Origin of the sequence: Microbacterium meiriae, assembly GCF_040702565.1 — a bacterium.
Classification (GTDB): Bacteria; Actinomycetota; Actinomycetes; order Actinomycetales; family Microbacteriaceae; genus Microbacterium; species Microbacterium meiriae.
Genome location: NZ_JBFBLJ010000003.1, coordinates 374,787 through 395,283 on the forward strand (window position 1 = coordinate 374,787; position 20,497 = coordinate 395,283).

22 protein-coding genes and 1 tRNA gene are annotated in these 20,497 nt (G+C 70.9%); 14 read left to right on the top strand and 9 right to left on the bottom strand.

The annotated features are described in order from the left end of the window. Positions 1–43: 43 nt before the first annotated feature. Positions 44–514 carry a DNA modification methylase gene (locus AB0310_RS15580; protein WP_187662084.1) on the bottom strand — a complete coding sequence of 157 codons (471 nt, stop codon included), beginning with the start codon at positions 512–514 and terminating at the stop codon, positions 44–46. Positions 515–648: 134 nt separating this feature from the next. Between AB0310_RS15580 and AB0310_RS15585 the strand changes: the two genes are divergently transcribed. The 5 genes from AB0310_RS15585 (at position 649) to AB0310_RS15605 (ending at position 5,517) form a co-directional block, all read left to right on the top strand. Next, positions 649–1,131, top strand: a complete 483-nt coding sequence (locus tag AB0310_RS15585; RefSeq protein ID WP_045255828.1) for a CarD family transcriptional regulator — start codon at positions 649–651, stop codon at positions 1,129–1,131. Positions 1,132–1,199: 68 nt separating this feature from the next. Further along, positions 1,200–2,447, top strand: coding sequence for a 2-C-methyl-D-erythritol 4-phosphate cytidylyltransferase (gene ispD, locus AB0310_RS15590; RefSeq protein ID WP_366237593.1), 1,248 nt, complete (start codon positions 1,200–1,202; stop codon positions 2,445–2,447). 9 nt (positions 2,448–2,456) lie between these two features. Continuing rightward, complete coding sequence (cysS, locus tag AB0310_RS15595) at positions 2,457–3,863, top strand: cysteine--tRNA ligase (protein WP_366237594.1); 1,407 nt, start codon at positions 2,457–2,459, stop codon at positions 3,861–3,863. Then, positions 3,856–4,860 carry a 23S rRNA (guanosine(2251)-2'-O)-methyltransferase RlmB gene (gene rlmB, locus AB0310_RS15600; protein ID WP_315637874.1) on the top strand — a complete coding sequence of 335 codons (1,005 nt, stop codon included), beginning with the start codon at positions 3,856–3,858 and terminating at the stop codon, positions 4,858–4,860. Before cysS ends, rlmB begins: the two co-directional genes overlap by 8 nt. Positions 4,861–4,875: 15 nt before the next feature. After that, a complete protein-coding gene (locus tag AB0310_RS15605; RefSeq protein ID WP_187662080.1) occupies positions 4,876–5,517 on the top strand; it encodes an NAD(P)-dependent oxidoreductase in 642 nt (213 codons plus the stop codon). Positions 5,518–5,543: 26 nt separating this feature from the next. On the opposite strand, the gene AB0310_RS15610 is transcribed toward AB0310_RS15605, so the two are convergent. Both AB0310_RS15610 and AB0310_RS15615 read right to left on the bottom strand, forming a co-directional pair. Next, positions 5,544–6,845: a DUF4032 domain-containing protein gene (locus tag AB0310_RS15610; protein ID WP_259951412.1), complete on the bottom strand. Its 1,302-nt coding sequence runs from the start codon at positions 6,843–6,845 to the stop codon at positions 5,544–5,546. 79 nt (positions 6,846–6,924) lie between these two features. Further along, a complete protein-coding gene (locus tag AB0310_RS15615; RefSeq protein WP_366237595.1) occupies positions 6,925–8,028 on the bottom strand; it encodes an ABC transporter ATP-binding protein in 1,104 nt (367 codons plus the stop codon). 228 nt (positions 8,029–8,256) lie between these two features. Between AB0310_RS15615 and AB0310_RS15620 the strand changes: the two genes are divergently transcribed. The 4 genes from AB0310_RS15620 to AB0310_RS15635 all read left to right on the top strand — a co-directional run bounded on the left by AB0310_RS15620 (position 8,257) and on the right by AB0310_RS15635 (position 10,846). After that, entirely contained in the window at positions 8,257–9,207 is a 951-nt protein-coding gene (locus tag AB0310_RS15620; protein ID WP_187662077.1) for a thioredoxin domain-containing protein, read from the top strand. Positions 9,208–9,249: 42 nt separating this feature from the next. Further along, positions 9,250–9,322: transfer RNA gene (locus AB0310_RS15625), tRNA-Thr, on the top strand. A 118-nt stretch (positions 9,323–9,440) separates the two neighbouring features. After that, positions 9,441–9,728, top strand: coding sequence for a hypothetical protein (locus tag AB0310_RS15630; protein WP_366237596.1), 288 nt, complete (start codon positions 9,441–9,443; stop codon positions 9,726–9,728). 164 nt (positions 9,729–9,892) lie between these two features. Continuing rightward, the gene (locus AB0310_RS15635) at positions 9,893–10,846 is read left to right on the top strand and encodes an aldo/keto reductase (RefSeq protein ID WP_268776752.1); all 954 of its coding nucleotides are present in this window, start codon (positions 9,893–9,895) and stop codon (positions 10,844–10,846) included. Positions 10,847–10,853: 7 nt separating this feature from the next. Here AB0310_RS15635 and AB0310_RS15640 read toward each other — a convergent pair whose 3' ends face one another. From AB0310_RS15640 to AB0310_RS15655, 4 genes are read right to left on the bottom strand one after another with little or no spacing between them, the layout of a single operon-like run. Next, on the bottom strand, positions 10,854–11,528 hold the full coding sequence (locus AB0310_RS15640; RefSeq protein ID WP_268776753.1) for a response regulator transcription factor: 675 nt from the start codon (positions 11,526–11,528) through the stop codon (positions 10,854–10,856). Then, the gene (locus AB0310_RS15645) at positions 11,525–12,793 is read right to left on the bottom strand and encodes a sensor histidine kinase (RefSeq protein ID WP_259951418.1); all 1,269 of its coding nucleotides are present in this window, start codon (positions 12,791–12,793) and stop codon (positions 11,525–11,527) included. The genes AB0310_RS15640 and AB0310_RS15645 overlap by 4 nt, the downstream gene beginning before the upstream one ends. 8 nt (positions 12,794–12,801) lie before the next feature. Next, positions 12,802–13,626 (bottom strand): ABC-2 transporter permease, encoded by an 825-nt coding sequence (locus tag AB0310_RS15650; RefSeq protein ID WP_363447171.1) that lies wholly within the window; start codon positions 13,624–13,626, stop codon positions 12,802–12,804. Then, the gene (locus AB0310_RS15655) at positions 13,623–14,534 is read right to left on the bottom strand and encodes an ABC transporter ATP-binding protein (RefSeq protein ID WP_363447168.1); all 912 of its coding nucleotides are present in this window, start codon (positions 14,532–14,534) and stop codon (positions 13,623–13,625) included. Before AB0310_RS15655 ends, AB0310_RS15650 begins: the two co-directional genes overlap by 4 nt. A gap of 164 nt (positions 14,535–14,698) precedes the next feature. Between AB0310_RS15655 and AB0310_RS15660 the strand changes: the two genes are divergently transcribed. After that, on the top strand, positions 14,699–15,613 hold the full coding sequence (locus tag AB0310_RS15660) for a DMT family transporter (RefSeq protein WP_187664202.1): 915 nt from the start codon (positions 14,699–14,701) through the stop codon (positions 15,611–15,613). Here AB0310_RS15660 and AB0310_RS15665 read toward each other — a convergent pair. Both AB0310_RS15665 and msrB read right to left on the bottom strand, forming a co-directional pair. Then, the gene (locus AB0310_RS15665; RefSeq protein WP_197971842.1) at positions 15,610–16,305 is read right to left on the bottom strand and encodes a nitroreductase family protein; all 696 of its coding nucleotides are present in this window, start codon (positions 16,303–16,305) and stop codon (positions 15,610–15,612) included. The two genes, AB0310_RS15660 and AB0310_RS15665, sit on opposite strands and share 4 nt — an antisense overlap. Next, positions 16,302–16,706: a peptide-methionine (R)-S-oxide reductase MsrB gene (gene msrB / locus AB0310_RS15670; RefSeq protein WP_101848572.1), complete on the bottom strand. Its 405-nt coding sequence runs from the start codon at positions 16,704–16,706 to the stop codon at positions 16,302–16,304. Before msrB ends, AB0310_RS15665 begins: the two co-directional genes overlap by 4 nt. A gap of 71 nt (positions 16,707–16,777) precedes the next feature. On the opposite strand from msrB, the gene AB0310_RS15675 reads away from it, so the two are divergent. From AB0310_RS15675 to groL, 4 genes are all read left to right on the top strand, one after another. Continuing rightward, the gene (locus AB0310_RS15675; RefSeq protein ID WP_366237597.1) at positions 16,778–17,770 is read left to right on the top strand and encodes a DUF2332 family protein; all 993 of its coding nucleotides are present in this window, start codon (positions 16,778–16,780) and stop codon (positions 17,768–17,770) included. 9 nt (positions 17,771–17,779) lie between these two features. After that, on the top strand, positions 17,780–18,040 hold the full coding sequence (locus AB0310_RS15680; RefSeq protein WP_259951423.1) for a DUF3263 domain-containing protein: 261 nt from the start codon (positions 17,780–17,782) through the stop codon (positions 18,038–18,040). 70 nt (positions 18,041–18,110) lie between these two features. Continuing rightward, complete coding sequence (locus tag AB0310_RS15685; protein ID WP_332107624.1) at positions 18,111–18,677, top strand: LytR C-terminal domain-containing protein; 567 nt, start codon at positions 18,111–18,113, stop codon at positions 18,675–18,677. Between the two features lie 124 nt (positions 18,678–18,801). After that, on the top strand, positions 18,802–20,421 hold the full coding sequence (groL, locus tag AB0310_RS15690; protein WP_025105526.1) for a chaperonin GroEL: 1,620 nt from the start codon (positions 18,802–18,804) through the stop codon (positions 20,419–20,421). Positions 20,422–20,497: the final 76 nt, after the last annotated feature.

Sequence of the window (20,497 nt, forward strand, 5' to 3'; positions counted from 1 at the left end):
GCCGGCACCCGCGGGTGCCGGCCTCTTCTGTTTGTCTGCGGACTCAGTCCTGCGGAGCGAGGTCCGAGTAGTACGGCAGCGTGCCGTCGAGGACCGGGATCTCGGTCGTCACACCGGCGGAGTCGCCGGACTGGAAGTGCATCGCGACGGTCGCGCCGGGCATCGTGTCGAGGCCGGTGATCTCCACGGGCTCCTCGTCGGCGCCGAAGCTGATCCTTCCGCCGGCAGGCACGGTGATCTGGAAGGGGTCGCCGCCCTCCAGCGAGACCGTGAGGGTGGCGCGGTCCTGCGACGGGTTGACCACAGCGCCGACGAAGTTGCCGACCGAGCCGTCCTCGTTCGCGATGATCAGGGCGTTGCGCACGGCGATGGGGCCGTCCTGATCGGAGACGTTCACGCCGTCGGAGGCGGCGTATTCGGTCTTCGTCGCCTGAGGGGTGATGAACGTGCACCCGGTCGCGCCGAGCAGAACGAGGGCGCTGATGGCGGCAGACGCGACAAGGCGCGATTTCACGGGTCCTCCTGAGGTCCGACGGGATATCCCTCCCCATTCTATGGGTAAGTCCGGAGCGCGCAGGGAACAGGGAGCGCGAACCTTAGCGCATATCCCCTGTGGTATCCTTGAGGTTGCCGAAAGGACATGTTTTTATGCTTTTTGAGGTTGGCGAGACCGTCGTCTATCCGCACCATGGCGCTGCGACCATCATCGAGGTCAAGGAGCGCATCATCAAGGGCGAGGCGAAGAAGTACCTGAAGCTCAACGTCACGCAGGGTGATCTCATCATCGAGGTCCCGGCTGAGAACGTCGACCTCGTCGGCGTTCGCGACGTGATCGGCAAGGAGGGCCTCGACCACGTGTTCGAGGTGCTGCGCGCGCCGTTCACGGAGGAGCCCACCAACTGGTCGCGCCGATACAAGGCGAACCTGGAGAAGCTCGCGTCCGGCGATGTCATCAAGGTGAGCGAGGTCGTGCGCGACCTCTGGCGCCGTGACCAGGACCGCGGCCTGTCCGCGGGTGAGAAGCGGATGCTGGCCAAGGCCCGGCAGATCCTCATCTCCGAGCTGGCGCTGGCCGAGAAGATCGATGAGGACAAGGCGGGCGCACTGCTCGACGAGGTCCTCGCGTCCTGAGACGTCCTCCACGAAAGGCGGGTGCTGCGGCACCCGCCTTTCGTCGTTCCCGCGGGTAACGTGAAGCTGTGAGCATCCTCCCCGTCCCGCACACCGCGATCATCGTCGTCGCCGCCGGCTCCGGCACCCGTCTCGAGGCGGGGGCACCCAAGGCCTTCGTCGGCATCGACGGGCGCACGATCCTGCGGCACGCCCTCGACGGTGTCTTCGCGGCGGCCCCGATGCAGGTCGTGGTGGTCGCCCCGTCGGGCTACGAAGGTGACGCGCAGACGGAGCTGCTGGCGGCCGCCGGCGATCGCGCCGACCTGGGCCGCGTGGTCACGGGAGGAGCGACGCGGCAGGAGTCGGTCGCCGCGGGGCTCGCCGCCCTGTGGGGGGACATCACGACGGTCCTCGTTCACGATGCGGCACGCGCCCTCACGCCGCCCGCCGTCATCGATGCCGTGGCGGCGGCCGTGGTCGGCGACGCCGGAGCGGTGCCGAGCCTGCCCGTGGTCGACACGCTCAAGCGGGTGGCCGACGGCCTCGTCGTCGGCGCCGTGGATCGCGCGGAGCTCGCGGCCGCGCAGACGCCGCAGGGTTTCCCGCGCCATTTGCTGGAAGCGGCGTACGCGGAGGCGACAGCCCAGGGCGCCGAGTACACGGATGACGCCGCGCTCTTCGCCGCAGCCGGGAACGCGGTGCGGCTGGTGCCCGGCTCGGAGCGTTCGTTCAAGATCACCACCCCCGCCGACCTCGAGCGCGCGCGCCTCCTCGTGGCGACGACTCCGGGGGCCCCCTCCGCGGCGGCGCGGCCGTCGGCGGTCGTGGTCGACGCTCCCCGCGTGGGGATCGGCACGGACGTGCATGCCTTCGGCGGCCACGGGGCGCTGTGGCTGGCGGGGCTGGAATGGCCGGGGGAGCCCGCGCTCTCCGGGCACTCCGACGGCGACGCCGTCGCCCACGCCATCGTCGACGCGCTGCTCGGGGCTGCAGGGCTCGGCGATATCGGGCAGCACTTCGGCACGGCCCATCCGGAGTACGCGGGGGCTCACGCGGACGTCTTCCTCTCCCGCACCGGGGAGCTCCTGGCGGAGGCGGGGTTCGCGATCGGCAACGTGTCCGTCCAGTTCCAGGGCAACCGTCCGCGATTCAGCGGGCGCCGCGGGGAGGCCGAGGCGGCGCTGTCGGCGGCGCTCGGGGGCGCCCCGGTGACGGTCACGGCCACGACGACGGACGGTCTCGGGTTCCCCGGGCGGGGCGAGGGGATCGCGGTCACGGCCGTCGCGGTCGTCATCCCGCGACCGGAGCGGGGTCTCCCAGCGCCCGCCGAGTAGGCTTGAGCGGTGACTCTCCGCCTCTACGACACCCGCGCACAGCTGCTGCGCGACTTCGTGCCTCTCGATCCCGAGAACATCACGATGTACGTCTGCGGACCCACGGTGCAGTCCGGACCGCACATCGGTCACGTCAGAGCTGCTCTGAGCTTCGATCTCCTTCGCCGCTGGCTGACTTACCGCCACGGGCGCGTGACCTTCGTGCGCAACGTCACCGACATCGACGACAAGGTCCTCGCGAACGCCTCGGACTCCGAGCCGTGGTGGGCACTCGCCTACCGGATGGAGCAGGAGTTCGCCGCCGCCTACGCCGGCATCGGTATCCTCCCGCCGACCTACGAACCTCGTGCGACGGCCTCCGTGCCGCAGATGCAGGAGCTCATCGCGCTGCTCATCGACCGAGGCCACGCGTACCCCGCCCCCGATGGCTCGGGAGACGTGTACTTCGACGTGCGTTCCTGGCCGTCCTACGGCGACCTCACCCACCAGTCCGTGGACGCGATGGAAGCCGCGCAGGACGCCGACCCGCGCGGCAAGCGCAACCCGCAGGACTTCGCCCTCTGGAAAGGCGCCAAGGCCGACGAGCCCGCCGACGCGACGTGGGCGTCGCCATGGGGTGCCGGGCGCCCCGGCTGGCACATCGAGTGCTCGGCCATGGCGAAGCGGTACCTCGGTGCGGAGTTCGACATCCACGGCGGGGGACTGGACCTGCGGTTCCCGCATCACGAGAACGAGCTCGCGCAGTCGAGTGCAGCGGGCGACGGCTTCGCCCGGTACTGGGTGCACAACGGCCTCGTGACCGTCGACGGACAGAAGATGTCGAAGTCGCTCGGCAACTTCACGCTCGCGCGGGACGTGCTCGCTGAGCGGGATCCGCTCGTCGTGCGCTATGCCCTCGCGGCGGCGCACTACCGATCGAGCCTCGACCTCTCGGAATCCTCCTGGTCGGAAGCGGAGGCGGCGCTCGGCCGCATCCGCTCCTTCCTGGAGCGGGCGCTCCGCGCGGCCGGCGACGGGATCGGCGCCGATGACGCGCAGAGCCTGCCCTCGGCGTTCATCGATGCGATGGACGACGACCTGGGTGTGCCGCAGGCGCTGGCCGTCGTGCACGAGAGCGTGCGGGCCGGGAACTCGGCTCTGGACGCGGGCGACACCGCAGCGGCCCTGGACGCGGCGCGGGCGGTGCTCGGCATGACCGGTGTGCTCGGCCTCGTCGAGGACGCGGGCTCCCGTAAGGCCGGGAATGGGCAGGCAGCGGCGCTCGACGCGCTGGTGCAGGAGATGATCGCGCAGCGCGCCACCGCGCGCGCGGAGAAGGACTGGGCGGCGGCGGATCGCATCCGAGACGCGATCGCCGCCGCAGGAATCACGCTGGAGGATACTCCGGCCGGAACTCATTGGAGTATCGATGGCTAAGCCAGGGCGCCCCGGCGCGAGCAAGGGAAACAAGAAGGGCCCCACCAAGGGCACGGGAGGTCTCGGGCGCAAGGCGCTCGAGGGGCGTGGCCCGACGCCGAAGGCGGAGGACCGCGCGTGGCACCCCGCCGGTAAGCGCAAGGCCGCGGCCGAGCGCTTCGCCGCGGCCGGGGGCAAGGGCAAGCCCGGCGGGCGTCCGGCCTCCGGGGGCAACCCGAACCGCACCGCCAGGTCGAAGGACAACACCAACGACACCGAGACGGTCACCGGCCGCAACTCGGTGCTCGAGGCGCTGCGGGCGAAGATCCCGGCGACCGCGATGTACATCGCGCAGCGCGTCGAGATGGACGACCGGGTCAAGGAGATGCTGTCGATCGCGACCCACCGCGACATCCCGGTGCTCGAGGTCACCCGCCAGGAGCTCGACCGCATGGCCGGCTTCGACGGCGTGCACCAGGGCGTGGCGCTCAAGGTGCCGCCGTACGAGTACGCCCACCCGCAGGACCTGCTGGAGGAGGTCATCGACCGCGGCGAGATGCCGCTGTTCGTCGCCCTCGACGGCATCACGGACCCCCGCAACCTCGGCGCGATCATCCGCTCGACGGCGGCGTTCGGCGGCCACGGCATCATCCTGCCGCAGCGTCGCTCCGCCGGCGTGAACTCCGCGGCGTGGAAGACGAGCGCGGGCGCGGCGGCGCGCATCCCGGTCGCCCTGGCATCGAACCTCACCACCCAGCTCAAGGAGTTCAAGAAGCAGGGCGTCTTCGTGCTCGGGCTCGACGGCGACGGCGACGTGTCGCTGCCGGCGCTGGAGCTGGCGGACCGCCCCGTCGTCATCGTCGTGGGCTCGGAGGGCAAGGGCCTGTCCCGCCTCGTGACCGAGACCTGCGACCAGATCGTCTCCATCCCCATCTCCGCGGCGACCGAGTCGCTGAACGCGGGCATCGCGGCCTCGGTCGCGCTGTACCAGGTCGCGACCGTCCGCGCCGCGGACTGACCGAGAGGAACACGCATGGCCCGCATCATCGTCCTGGGAGGAACCGGCTACGCCGGACGCCACATCGTCGCGGAGGCGGTGAGCCGTGATCACGCGGTCGTCGCCATCTCGCGCTCGACCCCCGCGGATCCGGTCGCGGGTGCGGCCTACGTGCAGGGGTCGGCGCTCGACCCCGCGACGCTGACCGAGGCGTTCGCGGGAGCGGACGCCGTGGTCTCCGCGCTCTCGCCGCGCGGTGACATGGAGGACCGCGTCCTCGAGGCGCTGACGAACGTGGTCGCGCTGATCGACGGCACCGAGACGCGGCTCGGCGTCGTGGGCGGCGCGGGCGGCAGCCTCGTCGCGCCGGGCGGTCCCCGTCTGTTCGATCAGGGCTTCCCGGAGGAGTACAAGCACGAGGCGCAGGTCGGCATCGACTCGCTGGCGCTCCTGGAGCGCACGGCCGAGAGCCTGGACTGGTTCTTCGTGCACCCGGCCGAGGTCTTCGGACCGTGGGCCGAGGGGGAGCGCACCGGTCGCTATCGGGACGGCGGTGACGTGCTCGTCCGCGATGAGGACGGCAAGTCCTACATCTCCGGGGCGGACTTCGCCGTCGCGATCGTCGACGAGATCGAGCAGGGCAACCACCACCGCGAGCGGTTCACCGTCGGCTACTGACGCCGTCCGGAACCGAAGGGGCCGCCTCAGACGAGGTCGCGCCAGTCCACCTCGTCGTCGTCGCCGAGAGCCAGCGTGCCGGTCACGACGGGGAGGCCCATCGTCTCCGTCGGCGGCCCCATGATGGTGGCTTCGTCGCGCCGGTGGCGGAGCACATCGTTGATGTAGCTCGTCAGCACCTCCGCGAGGGACACCGAGCGTCCCTGCGCCTGCGACAGATACCAGCGGTGCTCCAGCACCTGGTGGAACACCTCGGCCGGCTCCAGCTTGGCGCGCAGGTCGTACGGGATGGCGCGCACGACGGGCTCGAAGACGCGCGTGAGCCACTCGTGCGCGTACATCTCCTCGTCCGCCCACTGCTTGGTCGAGCGGGCGCGGAACTCGTCGAGGTCGTTGAGGAGCCGTCGGGCCTGGTTCTCCTCGACGTCGAGACCCGTGAGGCGGATGAGTCGGCGCTGGTGGTGTCCCGCGTCGACGACCTTGGGTTGGATCTCCACCACGGTGCCGTCGGCGGTCGTCGACATCGACATCTCGTCGATGTCGAAGCCGAGGGCGTTGAGCCGTTCGACGCGTTCCGTGATGCGCCAGGTCTCGGCGGCGGAGAAGGACTCCTGCGCGGTGAGCTCGGCCCACAGCGAGCGGTAGGAGGACACGATGCCGTCCGCGATGGCGACCGCGTCGACGCCGTGCTCCAGGCGGCCGCCCGCGGCGAGGTCCATGATCTCACCGGCGATGTTCGTGCGGGCGAGATCCAGATCGTAGGCGCGCTGTCCGTCCGTCAGGCCCTCCTCGTGCAGCTCCCCGGTCTCCGCGTCCACGAGGTACGCCGCGAACGCTCCGGCGTCCCGGCGGAACAGGGTGTTGGAGAGCGAGACGTCGCCCCAGTAGAAGCCGACGTTGTGCAGACGCACGAGCAGCAGGGCCAGCGCGTCGACGAGACGGGTGGCCGTGTCCGGGCGGAGCACCCGGGTGAAGAGCGCCCGGTACGGCATCGAGAAGCGCAGGTGCGAGGTGACCAGCGCCGCGGGCAACGGATCACCCGACGAGTCCGTGCGGCCGGCGATCACCGCGACCCGCTCCACGCACGGCACGTCGAGGCGCGCGAGGTTGCCGAGCATCTCGTACTCCCGCCGCGCCATCTCGGTCGTCGTCTCCTTGACGGCCACCACGCGACCCGAGAGGTCCGCGAAGCGGACGAGGTGGCGCGAGAGGCCCTTGGGGAGGGAGACGATGTGCTCGGACGGCCACTTCTCCAGGGGCGTCGACCACGGCAGGGCGAGCAGCCCGGGGTCGACCGTCTTGGCGGTGATCCGGAGGGATTCCTGCATGGGTACTCCTGAGGGGTGCCGGGGAAAAGACGCGGCGCGGGCGACCGAAGTCAGCCCGCGCCGCGGTGGAGGTGTCCGATCAGGCCGAGACGACCGGCTTGTCGTTCAGGCGGTCGCCGGACTCGAGGTCGAACGCGTGCACGTGACCCGGGTTCGCGGCGAGGGTGACGGTCTCCCCGGCGTTCGGGTGGTTGCGGCCGTCGACGCGGGCGACGAGGTCGGTGCGCTTGCCGTTGATCTCGGTGTGGCCGTAGAGGTAGCCGTCGGCGCCGAGCTCCTCGACGAGGTCGACGACGACCGAGAGGCCCTGACCGTCGGCCGGGCCGACGGTGATGTCCTCGGGGCGGACGCCCACGGTGACCTGGGAGCCGTTGGCACGGCCGACGGTGTCGCGGTCGAGCGGGACGACCTCGGTACCGAAGCGCACGCCGCCGTCGGCCAGGTCGGCCGAGAACAGGTTCATCGCGGGCGAGCCGATGAAGCCGGCGACGAAGACGTTCTCCGGCTTCTCGTACAGGTCGCGCGGCGAACCGACCTGCTGGAGCAGACCGTCCTTCAGCACGGCGATGCGGTCACCCATGGTGAGCGCCTCGGTCTGGTCGTGCGTGACGTAGACCGTGGTGACGCCGAGGCGGCGCTGCAGCGACGCGATCTGCGTACGGGTCTGGACGCGGAGCTTGGCGTCGAGGTTCGACAGCGGCTCGTCCATGAGGAAGACCTGGGGCTGACGGACGATCGCGCGACCCATGGCGACACGCTGACGCTGACCACCGGAGAGCGCCTTCGGCTTGCGGGTGAGGTACTGCTCCAGGTCGAGGAGCTTCGCGGCCTCGAGGACGCGTGAGGCACGCTCCTCCTTGCCGACGCCGGCGATCTTGAGCGCGAAGCCCATGTTCTCGGCGACGGTCATGTGCGGGTACAGCGCGTAGTTCTGGAACACCATCGCGATGTCGCGGTCCTTCGGCGGCACATCGGTGACGTCGCGGTCGCCGATGAGGATGCGGCCGGAGTTGACCTCTTCGAGGCCGGCGAGCATGCGGAGGGAGGTGGACTTACCGCAACCGGAGGGACCGACCAGGACGAGGAACTCGCCGTCTCCCACCTCGAGGTTGAGCTTGTCGACAGCCGGACGGGTGCCGCCGGGGTACAGGCGGGTGGCCTCGTCGAAAGTCACAGATGCCATCGTGTTTCTCCTTCACCGGCAGGTACGTGCCGGACGATCCGTAGTGAATGAAGCGGCGGAGCGACCCGCCGTGACCCTCCATCGGGTCGGGATCAGTATGGCACGAACGGCCGCACCTGGGTATTTCTCAGCCTCACTGGTTAGCATCGAACCCGGCCGTGCGCAGCGGCGATCACCGCCCGACGGTGGTCGGGGCCAACCCGGACCCCCTGAGACTCAAGAGGAACGATGTCGAGCGACGAAACGCCGAACGTCCCCGCCCCTCGCAATTCGCGCGAGGCCGTGCGGGAGAAGGCACAGAAGGTGCACGCCCAGCAGTCGCGGGCGCGTCTGATGCGACGGATCATCATCGGCGCGGTCGCGATCATCGCGGTCGGCGCGATCGGGACCGCGGTGACGCTCGCCGTGACCTCGCAGACGTCCAAGCCGCAGCTCAGCCCGAGCGGCATGGAGGCCGACGGCGTCGTGGTGACGGACATCGCCTCCGCCGCCATCGCCGGCACCGCCTCCGCCACGCCGGAGCCCGAGCCCACGGAGGCCGGTGCGACCGAGACCCCGGCACCGGAGCCCACCGCGGCCGGTGCGGTGGACGTGCACGTGTACGTCGACTACCTCTCGCCCGACGCCGGCAAGTTCGAGCGCGCCAACGCCCGTCTGCTCGCGCAGTGGATCGAGGACGGCGCCGCGACCGTGAGCTACCACCCGGTCGCCCTGCTCACCGCCAGCTCCAACGGCACCAAGTACTCGCTGCGCTCCGCTGCCGCCGCCGCCTGCGTCGCCACGCACTCGCCGGACCAGTTCTACGCGTTCAACCACGACCTCCTCGACGACCAGCCCGACGTGGGCAGCGACGGGATGTCCGACGAGGAGCTCGCCAACCTCGCGGGCGCCGTGGGCGTGGACGACGCGAAGACCGTGCGCTCGTGCATCGAGGACGGCGACTACGTCAACTGGGCGAAGGAGGCGACGACGCGTGCGCTCAAGGGGCCGCTTCCCGGCTCCGACGACCTCGTGCTCACCGCCGCCCCGATGATCGTCGTCAACGGCGAGGCCTATGTCGGCGCGCTGGACGACCCGCAGGAGCTGTCGACGTTCGTCATGTCCGTCGCCAGCGAGGCGTACTACGAGTCGACGTCCCCGACGCCGACCCCGACCGCCACCTCGGCGCCGGCGGAGTAGACCGTCACGCGTCCCCGCCATCGCTAAGCTGTGATGGCATCCGCCGACTTGGCGCAATTGGTAGCGCACCGTACTTGTAATACGGGGGTTACGGGTTCGAGTCCCGTAGTCGGCTCCGCACGCGAAGGCCCGCATCCCCTGGGAAACACTGGGAATGCGGGCCCTCTGCTCATCCGAGTGAGGAGGGCTGCCCACTTCACCGGCGCCCACGGCCCCAGCGCTAGGCTCTGCGCATGAGCGCACCCGCGGACGAGTCCGACCCGTCGCTGATTCCGCAGCGGCTCGCACTGCAGCGACGGAGGACGTGGGCGATCGTGCTCGCCGTCTTCTGGACGGTGAGCGCCGTCTGGTGGCTGAGCTCTGGTCTCTTGACGGACGCGCGCGCCCTCGATGCGATGCGGGTGGCCGTCGGAGCGGTGAGCGTGGGGTTGGCGATCGCGTACGCGCTCACAGTGCGGCGCGCGCTGCGGGACATCCGAGACTTCGAAGCGCGACACGGAGCGGACGCGGGCCGCCGATAGCCGGCAGGTGCGCCGCGATGTCAGGGCGCCCGCATATCGCGTAGCACGTCGGAGGGTGTTATGTTACTGGGGTGCAGGTGGTCGGCACCCCGCCCCGGCCACCTGCGCATCTTTTCCGATCCCCGGTGGGAATGTTCGTGCCGCTCGCTGCGGTTGTCTCGGACATGACCCGTATCGGCTCCAGTGACCTCGACGTCTTCCCCCTCGCCCTCGGCGGCAACGTGTTCGGCTGGACCGCCGACCGTGACGCTTCGTTCGCCGTCCTCGACGCCTTCCTCGACGGGGGCGGCGACTTCATCGACACGGCGGACTCCTACAGTGCCTGGGTGCCGGGCAACGAGGGCGGCGAGAGCGAGACGATCATCGGGGCGTGGCTCGCGTCGCGGCGGCCCCAGGGCGTCGTCGTCGCGACCAAGGTCAGCCAGCATCCCGACTTCCGCGGCCTCTCGGCCGGGAACGTCCGCCGCGCGGCGGAGGCGTCCCTCGCTCGCCTCGGCGTGGACGAGATCGACCTCTACTATGCGCACTTCGACGATGAGTCGGTGCCGCTGGAGGAGACCGTCGAGGCGTTCGGCGCCCTCGTCACGGACGGACTCGTGCGGCACGTGGCGGTGTCGAACTACACGGCCGACCGCATCCGTCAGTGGATCGACATCGCCGACCGGCTCGGCGTCGCGCGTCCCGTCGCCATCCAGCCGCATTACAACCTCGTGCACCGCAACGACGTCGAGGACACCATCATCCCCGTCGCCGAGGAGTTCGGGCTGGGCCTCGTGCCGTATTACGCGCTGGCGAGCGGCTTCCTGACCGGCAAGTACCGCTCGACGGATGCCGGGGGAGAAGGATCGCCGCGCGCCGCCGGAGCCGCGAAGTACGCCACCGCGGCTGGGCTGCGGATCATCGACGCGCTGGATGAGATCGGCGCCGCGCACGACGCATCCGTCGCCGCGACGGCTCTGGCCTGGCTGCGGGCGCAACCGACCGTGGTGGCGCCCATCGCCAGCGCTCGGACGGTGGATCAGGTTCCGGATCTGCTCGCCGGAGCGCGGCTGGAGCTGTCGTCCGAGGAGGTCCAGCGCCTGAACCGCGTGTCGGCCTGGACGCCGCCTCAGAGCTGACCCGGCCTCACCGCCCGACGAGCCCGAGCCGGTGCGCGAGGATCACGGCGTGGATCCGGTCCCGTGCCCCGAGCTTGGCCAGGATGCGGCCGACGTGCGTCTTGACCGTGGACTCGCCGACGTAGAGGGTCGCCGCGATCTCGGCGTTGGAGAGACCCCTTCCCATCGCGAGGAAGACCTCCTGCTCGCGGTCGGTCAGGGAACGGTATCCGGCGTCGTCAACCGTCTCGGCCGCCGGCGCGGCGCTTCCCAGCTGCGGACCGACATGCTCCAACAGCATGCGGGTCACCCGCGGCGCCAGGGCGGCGTCGCCGCGGTGCACGGCACGGACCGCGGAGAGCATCTCGTGGCGCTGGGCGTCCTTCAGGAGGAAGCCGCTGGCGCCGGCGCGGATCGCACCGAAGGCGTACTCATCGAGATCGAACGTCGTGAGGACGAGCACCCTCGTCTCGGGATGCGCGCCGACGATGGCTCTCGTCGCGGCGATCCCGTCGAGCTCCGGCATGCGGATGTCCATGAGCACGAGGTCAGGGGCGAGGGCAGCGCTCTGGGCGATCGCGGCGTTCCCGTCGGCGGCTTCTCCGATGACGACGATGTCGGGCTCCGCCTCCAGGACCATGCGGAAACCCAGACGGATCAGCTCCTGATCGTCGACCAGGAGCACGCGGATCGGCGCTGTCATGTGTTCTCCTCTCCGCCCGGCGACACGGCCGGGGCCTCGGCCGACGTCGGCAGGACAGCCCGCAGGGTCCATCGCCCCTCTCCGTCCGGCCGGGACTCCAGGGTGCCGCGGACGTGCGCGGCGCGCTCCGTGAGCCCTCGTAGTCCGAAGCCGCCCTCAGTGGGAGCCCCGGCTACGCCGTCGTTGACGATCTCCACCCTCACGGTAGCGGGCGTGTACTCGAGGCGCACGGACGCCGTGGTCGCCGTCGGCGCGTGCCGCATCGCGTTCGTCAGCCCCTCCTGCACGATCCGGCCGAGGGCATGGGCCACGTCGGACGACACCTCCGCCTGACCGGCTGTGGCGAGGGTGACCGGATACCCGGTCCGCTGCGCCGCCGCGACGGTCTCCTGTGGTGACGCGGGAGACACCGGCGCGAGGAGCAGCGGTGCGTCGTCGTCTCGCAGCACGCCGAGCATCGCCCGCATCTGGGTGAGCGCGCTGCGGGCGGTGTCCGCCGCGGAGGTGGCGGCTGCGCGGGCCTGCTCTCGGTCCGGGGTGGCGGCCGCTCCCTCGGACAGCGCCACGACCACGGTCAGGGAGTGCGACACGATGTCGTGCATCTCCCGCGCGATCCGCGCGCGCTCGGCGGCTGCGGCGAGCTGCGCCTGCTGATCCCGCTCCACGAGAAGCTGCCGCGAGCGGTCGATGACGGCGTCCAGATAGCGTTTGCGGTTGCCCACGTTCGCGCCGATCAGGGTGCCGATGAGCCCGAGCACGACCGTGCCGAGGAGCGCGTTGACCGCCTCTTGAAGGGTGAAGACGCCGGCCCAGAGGAGGAGCCCGGCCCCGGAGGCGGTCGTCGCGACCCCGATGCCGAAGGCCGTCCACGCCGCGCGGGCGGAGCGGTAGACGGCGAGGGAGTAACCGGCGATCAGCAGGAGCGGGCTGCTCCCGGGCAGGGCGGTGAACAGGAGGAAGGCTTCGAGCAGGATCGCCGCGACCGCGGGAAGCCAGGGCTTCCGTCGACGCCAGAGCAGGGTGGCGCACGCCGCGATCACGCACAGCGGCAGCAGGGCGGCGAGCACGAGCCCGACGGGCCCGCGGTCGGCGTCATCGATGCGCGCGGCGGGGGTGATCGTGAGGATGATGCAGAGCAGGGTGAGCAGGACGTCGGCGAGGACGGGATGGCGCGCCCAGAAACGACGGAACACCCCGGGAGGACGAGGGAGCCGCAGCCCCTCGTCCTCCCGGACGGTGTCCGTTCCGCGTCGCGTCGCCGGCACCCGGTCTCCTACGCGTCGCGCGTGCGGAGGACGGCCCAGGCGGCCAGCAGGCCGCCGACCACCCAGCAGCCCAGCGTGAGGTAGGCGACCGGAGCGTCGAGCGTCGCCGTGTCACCGGGCAGGATCGCGTTCTGCGCAGCGGCGACCGGCAGGTAGGCCGAGGCGTCGATCACCCAGGCCCAGGCCTCGCCGGCCATCGAGAAGAAGCTCGCGACGATCGGGAGCACGAACAGCAGACCGACCGTCGCCGCGATCGCCCCGGCGCCCGAGCGCAGGATGAAGCCGAAGGCCACACCGATCAGCGCGAAGACGGCCATGGCGAGCGAGGCGACCACGATCGGCAGGACGGAGCTCGAGGGGTCCGACCAGTCGATGCCCCGCTCGCGTTCCGCGACCACGGCGGAGACGGCCGCCGCCGCGGCACCGAAGATGACCAGCGACGACACGAACAGGAAGCCCGCGAGCACGAGCGACTTCGCCAGCAGCACGGACCCGCGGATCGGGTCGGCTGTCAGCGTCGAGCGGATCATGCCCGTGGAGTACTCCCCGGTCACCGAGATCGCGCCGATGATGCCGGCGAGCAGCATCGTGAACTGGATAGGCATGACGACGGCCTGGATCGGGTCGAACCCGGGGGCGTCGATCGCCTGGGCGATGAGGACGGCGATGCCGATCGTGAGCACGGCGGCGATCGCGATGGACCACCACGTCGACCGGAGGGTGGTGAGCTTGATGGCCTCGCCGCGCACGGCGCGCGCGAACGTGAGGCGCCGGCCGGAGTCGGCGGCGGGGGGTGCGACGGCCGGGGTCGTCACGGCGGGGGCGGCGGTCATGAGAGCTCCTTCGTGCGGTACTCGACGGCGTCGCCGGTGAGGGCGAGGTAGGCCTCTTCGAGGGATCCGGTGGTCGGGGTGAGTTCGTGCAGCGGGATCCCCCGCTCCGCGGCGAGGTCGCCGATGCGCGCCGCCGGGAGCCCAGCGATGTCGAGCAGATCGGGAGCCGCGCTGACGATCTCCACCTCGGGACCGCCCACGGCGGCCACGAGGTCGGTCGGGCGCGGCGTCCGCACGCGCACGCGGTTGGTCGTCCACGAACGGACCAGCTCGGCGAGCGGGGCATCGGCGAGGACCTTGCCCCGTCCCATCACGATGACATGGTCGGCGGTCTGCGCCATCTCGCTCATGAGGTGACTGGACAGCAGCACCGTCCGGCCCTCGGAGGCGGCGTGTCGCACGAACTGCCGCACCCAGCGGACGCCCTCGGGGTCGAGGCCGTTGACGGGCTCGTCGAGGATGAGGGTGTGCGGATCGCCCAGCAGTGCGGAGGCGATCCCCAGGCGCTGCCCCATGCCGAGGGAGAACTTCCCGGCGCGCTTCCGGGCGACCGAGCCGATGCCGGCGAGCTCGATGACCTCGTCGACGCGGGAGGTGGGGATGCCGTGCGTGGCGGCCATCGCGCGGAGGTGATCGCGCGCCGTCCGTCCGGTGTGCACCGCCTTCGCGTCCAGCAGCACGCCCACCTCGGTGAGCGGTGCGCGGAGCTTGCGGTACTCCCGCCCGGCGACGGTCGCCGTCCCGGCCGTCGGACGGTCGAGCCCGACGATCATGCGCATGGTCGTCGACTTCCCTGCGCCGTTCGGTCCGAGGAAGCCGGTGACGCTGCCGGGCTGCACGGTGAAGGACACGCCGTCCACAGCGGTCTTGTCCCCGAATCTCTTGGTGAGGCCTTCTGCGGTGATCATGGGTTCCACGCTACGGATCGGCGGGCCGCGGCGCGTCCTCCCGGAGGACGATTCCCGGAAGCGGTGGGATCGTCCTCTGGGAGGACCGTGTGGGGGAGGACGGGTGGGCTGCGTCGCTCCGATAGTGTCGACAGGTGACCCCCGCCCGCCGACTCCCCGCTCCTCTGGCCCTCGGGGGAGCCGTCGCGATCGGGGTCATGACCGCGGTCCAGGCGCGCATCAACGGCGTGCTGGGCGTGCGCGTCGACAACGGCATCGTCGCCGGTTTCCTGTCCTTCGCGGTCGGGCTCGTGGCGCTCGCCGTGGTCATCTCGTTCCTGCCCTTCGCCCGGCGCGGCGCGATGCGCCTCGGACGGGGGATCCGGGAGCGCAGCATCCCGTTCTGGATGCTCCTCGGCGGTGCCTGCGGTGCGCTCACCGTGTCCACTCAGGGGTTGACGGCGGGGATCCTCGGCGTCTCGCTCTTCACCGTCGGCGTCGTCGCGGGACAGACCCTGCACGGCCTCGTCCTCGACCGCATCGGCTTCGGCCCGGCCGGCGTCGTGGCCGTGACCCCCGGTCGCGTGATGGGCGGCGTGCTGGCCCTCGCCGCGGTCGGCATCTCCCTCTCCGGCGATGTGCTCGCGACCGCCCCGCTGTGGATGCTGCTGCTTCCGTTCGCCGCCGGCGTGGGCATCGCCTGGCAGGCGGCGACCAACGGGCGGCTGGCCCAGCGCGTGCAGTCGCCGATCGCCGCCACCCTGATGAGCTTCATCGCTGGCACCCTGGTGCTGGCGGTCGCCGCCGGCACCAGCGTCGCGGTGCGGGGGTGGCCGGCCGCGCTGCCGACCGAGCCCTGGCTCTACCTCGGCGGTTTCCTGGGGGCCGGCTACATCCTGCTCGGCGCGTTCATCGTCGCGCACACGGGCGTGCTGCTGATGGGCCTGGGCTCGGTGCTCGGGCAGCTCGTCACGTCCGTCGTGATCGACCTGCTCTGGCCGGCGCAGGCGGGACCGGCACTGTGGCAGGTGATCGCGATGGTGATCGTGGCGGTCGGCTCGGTCCTCGTCGCGGTGCCCTGGCGTCGCCGCCGGCTCTAGGAACCGCTCTTCCTGGCGGCCTTCTTCGCCTTCTTCTTCGCCTTCTTGCGGGCCTTCTTGCGGGCCTTCTTGCGGGCCTTCTTCTCCGCCGTGGCGGCCTTCTTGTCCGCGGCCTCCCGCGCGGCTTCCTCCGCAGCCGCCCGGGCTTCGGCGGAGAGCTTCGGCGGGCGGGTCAGGAGGGCGCGGGCGTCGACGGTCTTGCGTCGGCCCGGGCTCTTGCCCTCCGGCTTCGCGCCGACGTAGAGCCACCCGAGGAGTTCCTCGTCCGTACCCAGTCCATGCATCCGCGCGACCGGCTCCGAGCGCGTGTAGTGCCCGGTGCGCCAGATGACGCCCCACCCCGCCTCATCGAGCAGCAGGCTCAGCACATGGGCGACGCCGGACGCCACCGCCTCCTGCTCCCAGCGCGGTACCTTCTCGCTCGGGCGGTAGCTCGCGACCACCGCGATGAGGAGCGGAGCACGCAGCGGCTTCGTGGAGGGCTCCGCGTCCCCCTGCGCCTCGGCGATCGCGGCGCCGAGCGCCTCACGGTCCGCGCCGCGGAGTTCGATCAGACGCCAGGGGCGCAGCGACGAGTGGTCGGCGACGCGGCCGGCGGCGCCGACGAGCGTCACCAGCTCCTCACGTCCGGGAGCGGTGTCGCCGACCTTCGACCAGGACTGCCGTGCGCGGACGGCGTCGAGGGCGCTCACGACTCGTCGGGCGTGAAGTTCAGCGCGATCGAGTTCATGCAGTAGCGGTCACCGGTGGGCGTGCCGAAGCCGTCCGGGAAGACGTGGCCGAGGTGCGAGCCGCACGACGCGCACCGGACCTCGGTACGGACCATGCCGAGGCTGTCGTCCTCGAGCAGCTCCACCGCGTCCGGGCGGACCGACTCGTAGAAGCTCGGCCAGCCGCAGCCCGAGTCGAACTTGGTGCCGCTCTTGAAGAGCTCCGCACCGCAGGCGCCGCAGGTGTAGAGGCCGGCGCGCTCCTCGTCGAGCAGCTCACCGGTCCAGGCGCGCTCGGTCGCCGCCTGGCGCAGCACGGCGTACTGCTCCTCGCCGAGCTCTTCGCGCCACTCGTCTTCGGTCTTGTTCACGCTGTAGGGCATCGTGTCCTCCTGAGTCCCTTCCATTCTCCCTTGTGCGGAGCCTTCGTGGCGCTCCGCGTCAGAATGGACGAATGACCCACGCCGTGCACGAGCGCTATGCCCGATTCGCCGCGATGGAGGCGCCGGGGCGCAGCGCGCTGTATGCGGAGTGGGCGGCGGGGGTCGCCGAAGACCAGGAGATCACGCACCTCCTCCAGCGGATCCCTGCGACCCGACGTCAGCCTCCCCTCATCTTCGCCGTGTCCCGCCTGCTCGGTGCCGGTCATGGGCCGTACTCGGAGTGGCGTCGCTTCGTCCTCGCGCACGCCGACCGGCTCGTCGAGGAATGCACACGGCGCGCGCTCCAGACCAACGAGCCGCTGCGTACCGCCGCGCTGCTCCCGGTGCTCTCCGAGATCGACGGACCCCTCGCTCTGCTGGAGGTCGGCGCCTCCGCCGGCCTCTGCCTGTACCCCGATCGCTATTCGTATCGCGTCATCGACGGAGACGGACTCGTCCGTCAGGCGCTCGATCCCCTCGACGGCCCCTCGTCGGTGGTGCTGGAGAGCGTCGTCTCCGGCGACCTCCCGTCGCTGCGGATGCCCGAGGTCGTGTGGCGTGCGGGGATCGACCTCGCGCCGCTGGACGCCGCCGACGACGAGGATCGGCGCTGGCTGCGCGCTCTCGTGTGGCCGGGGGAGGAGGGGAGGGAGCAGCGCATCACGGCCGCTCTCGACATCGCGGCCGCCGACCCGCCTCTTCTCATCGCCGGAGACGCGGCCGTCCACCTGGAGGACCTGGCGCGGGCCGCCCCGGCGGACGCCACGCTGGTGATCACGACGCCGGGCGTTCTCGTGCACATCCCGCGAGCGGAGCGGGAGGCGCTGGTCGCGAGGATCGCGGCGCTCCCCGCGCGCTGGGTCACGATCGACCCGCCCGCCCTGCTCGACGTCTGGGATCCGCCGGTCGCCGCGGAGACGTGGCCCGGGTTCGTCGTCGCGCTCGACGGTCGGGTGCGCGCCGCAGCCGATCCGCTCGGCGCCCGGTGGGAGTGGCGCGCGGGCGAAACGCCGACCACGACCTAACCTGAGGACATGCCCGCAGACCACCTCACGGAGCGCGATCGCGCGATCCTCGCCCTGGAGGCCGCCTGGCCGCGCCACGGCGGCATGAAGGAGGAGGTCATCCGTACGCGGCTGGGGATGAGCGCGGCGCGCTACTACCAGCTCCTCGGTCGGCTCATCGACTCGGAGGCGGCCCTCGCCTTCGATCCGATCCTCGTCGGCCGCCTGCGTCGGCTGCGGGATGCCAGGAGCGCCCGGCGGTCGGCGCGGGTCCCCGGCTTCACGGGCTGACCCGACCCGCGGCACGCGATCGGGCTCGTCGCGGAACGGTTTGCCAGGGACGTGCCGCTAGCATCGAGGGGTGTCCAAGCCCCCCCGTGACCGTTTCGACGAGGTCCCCCGTTCCACCGGACGCGTGGGAGCACACCGCGCCGAAGCCCCGGGCATGAACGGCTGGGTCGTGCTGCTGTGGTCCTTCGTCGCCGCTCTCGTGCTCATCATCGCCGGCATCTTCGGCGCCCTGGCCGTCATGGGACGGATCGACCTCTTCCCGGAGGCGGCGCCGTCCGCGGCCCCCACGCCTGAGCAGACCGGGGTGATCGACCCGAGCTATTCGGTGCTCATCCTCAACGCGACCCCGGACAGCGGGCTGGACGATCAGATGCGCGACACCCTCATCAACGCCGGGTGGGCGGCGGCGACCGTGCTCGCCACCGACAGCGCCAGCGACGACTTCGAGACCACGACCGTCTACTACGTCAGCGCCGAGGACGAGGAGGCGGCGAAGGGCCTCGCCGGCGTCATCGGCGGTGCCGAGGTGCAGCAGAGCGACTACTACGCCGGCCAGACGGAGGACGGGCAGAAGCAGCTCACCATCGTGATCGGCGTCGACCGGGCCGCGTCGGTGCCGGAGACTCCCGCGCCCTGACGCCCGTCTCCCTCCCGGATCGTGCGGCTTGCACTCGATGGTGTCGAGTGCCAGAATGGCGTTAGCACTCTCTTACTCTGAGTGCTAAACCCACCGTCTACGTCCAGGAGGGACGACAAAACTCATGGCAAAGATCATCGCCTTCGATGAGGAGGCCCGCCGCGGCCTCGAGCGTGGCCTCAACATCCTCGCCGACGCGGTCAAGGTGACCCTCGGCCCGCGTGGTCGCAACGTCGTGCTCGAGAAGAAGTGGGGCGCCCCCACGATCACGAACGACGGTGTCTCCATCGCCAAGGAGATCGAGCTGGACGACCCGTACGAGAAGATCGGCGCGGAGCTCGTCAAGGAGGTCGCTAAGAAGACCGACGACGTCGCCGGTGACGGCACGACGACCGCCACGGTGCTCGCCCAGGCCCTGGTCCGCGAGGGGCTGCGCAACGTCGCGGCCGGCGCCGACCCCATCTCGCTCAAGCGCGGCATCGAGAAGGCCGTCGCCGCGATCACCGAGGAGCTGCTGAGCACGGCGAAGGAGATCGACTCCAAGGAGCAGATCGCCGCGACCGCCTCCATCTCGGCCGCCGACCCGGCGATCGGCGAGCTCATCGCCGAGGCCATCGACAAGGTCGGCAAGGAGGGTGTGGTCACCGTCGAGGAGTCGCAGACCTTCGGCACCGAGCTCGAGCTCACCGAGGGCATGCGCTTCGACAAGGGCTACCTCAACCCCTACTTCGTCACGGACCCGGAGCGCCAGGAAGCCGTCTTCGAGGACCCGTACATCCTCATCGCGAACCAGAAGGTCTCCAACATCAAGGACCTCCTGCCCATCGTCGACAAGGTGATCCAGGACGGCAAGGAGCTCGTCATCATCGCCGAGGACGTCGAGGGTGAGGCCCTCGCGACCCTCGTGCTGAACAAGCTCAAGGGCATCTTCAAGTCGGTCGCCGTCAAGGCTCCCGGCTTCGGCGACCGCCGTAAGGCGCAGCTGCAGGACATCGCGATCCTCACGGGCGGCCAGGTCATCACCGAAGAGGTGGGCCTCAAGCTCGAGAACGCCACGCTCGACCTGCTCGGCCGTGCGCGCAAGGTCATCGTCACCAAGGACGAGACCACGATCGTCGAGGGTGCCGGCGAGGCCGACCAGATCGAGGGCCGCGTCACGCAGATCCGTCGCGAGATCGAGAACACCGACAGCGACTACGACCGCGAGAAGCTGCAGGAGCGCCTGGCGAAGCTCGCCGGTGGTGTGGCCGTCATCAAGGCCGGCGCTGCGACCGAGGTCGAGCTCAAGGAGCGCAAGCACCGCATCGAGGACGCCGTCCGCAACGCGAAGGCGGCCGTCGAGGAGGGCATCGTCCCCGGTGGTGGCGTCGCGCTCATCCAGTCCGGCACGAAGGCGCTCGACGCTCTCTCGCTCGAGGGCGACGAGGCGACCGGTGCGAACATCGTGCGCGTCGCGATCGAGGCTCCGCTGAAGCAGATCGCGCTGAACGCCGGTCTCGAGCCGGGCGTCGTCGCCAACAAGGTGTCCGAGCTCCCCGCGGGCCAGGGCCTGAACGCCGCCAGCGGCGAGTACGGCGACATGTTCGCACAGGGAATCATCGACCCGGCGAAGGTCACGCGTTCCGCGCTGCAGAACGCCGCGTCGATCGCCGGTCTGTTCCTGACGACGGAGGCCGTCGTCGCCGACAAGCCGGAGAAGGCTGCTGCTCCCGCGGGTGACCCCACGGGCGGCATGGACTTCTGATCCTCTGACAGGATCGGAGACCCCGGTCTCACCTACAGAAAGCCCCCGGCTCCGGCCGGGGGCTTTCTGCGTGTCC

Coding starts and splice junctions, on each gene's coding strand:
- AB0310_RS15585 (WP_045255828.1), top strand. CDS start 649: ATGCTTTTTGAGGTTGGCGAGACCGTCGTCTATCCGCACCATGGCGCT.
- rlmB (WP_315637874.1), top strand. CDS start 3,856: ATGGCTAAGCCAGGGCGCCCCGGCGCGAGCAAGGGAAACAAGAAGGGC.
- AB0310_RS15605 (WP_187662080.1), top strand. CDS start 4,876: ATGGCCCGCATCATCGTCCTGGGAGGAACCGGCTACGCCGGACGCCAC.
- AB0310_RS15610 (WP_259951412.1), bottom strand. CDS start 6,845: ATGCAGGAATCCCTCCGGATCACCGCCAAGACGGTCGACCCCGGGCTG.
- AB0310_RS15615 (WP_366237595.1), bottom strand. CDS start 8,028: ATGGCATCTGTGACTTTCGACGAGGCCACCCGCCTGTACCCCGGCGGC.
- AB0310_RS15620 (WP_187662077.1), top strand. CDS start 8,257: ATGTCGAGCGACGAAACGCCGAACGTCCCCGCCCCTCGCAATTCGCGC.
- AB0310_RS15630 (WP_366237596.1), top strand. CDS start 9,441: ATGAGCGCACCCGCGGACGAGTCCGACCCGTCGCTGATTCCGCAGCGG.
- AB0310_RS15635 (WP_268776752.1), top strand. CDS start 9,893: ATGACCCGTATCGGCTCCAGTGACCTCGACGTCTTCCCCCTCGCCCTC.
- AB0310_RS15640 (WP_268776753.1), bottom strand. CDS start 11,528: ATGACAGCGCCGATCCGCGTGCTCCTGGTCGACGATCAGGAGCTGATC.
- AB0310_RS15650 (WP_363447171.1), bottom strand. CDS start 13,626: ATGACCGCCGCCCCCGCCGTGACGACCCCGGCCGTCGCACCCCCCGCC.
- AB0310_RS15655 (WP_363447168.1), bottom strand. CDS start 14,534: ATGATCACCGCAGAAGGCCTCACCAAGAGATTCGGGGACAAGACCGCT.
- msrB (WP_101848572.1), bottom strand. CDS start 16,706: ATGCCCTACAGCGTGAACAAGACCGAAGACGAGTGGCGCGAAGAGCTC.
- AB0310_RS15675 (WP_366237597.1), top strand. CDS start 16,778: ATGACCCACGCCGTGCACGAGCGCTATGCCCGATTCGCCGCGATGGAG.
- AB0310_RS15680 (WP_259951423.1), top strand. CDS start 17,780: ATGCCCGCAGACCACCTCACGGAGCGCGATCGCGCGATCCTCGCCCTG.
- groL (WP_025105526.1), top strand. CDS start 18,802: ATGGCAAAGATCATCGCCTTCGATGAGGAGGCCCGCCGCGGCCTCGAG.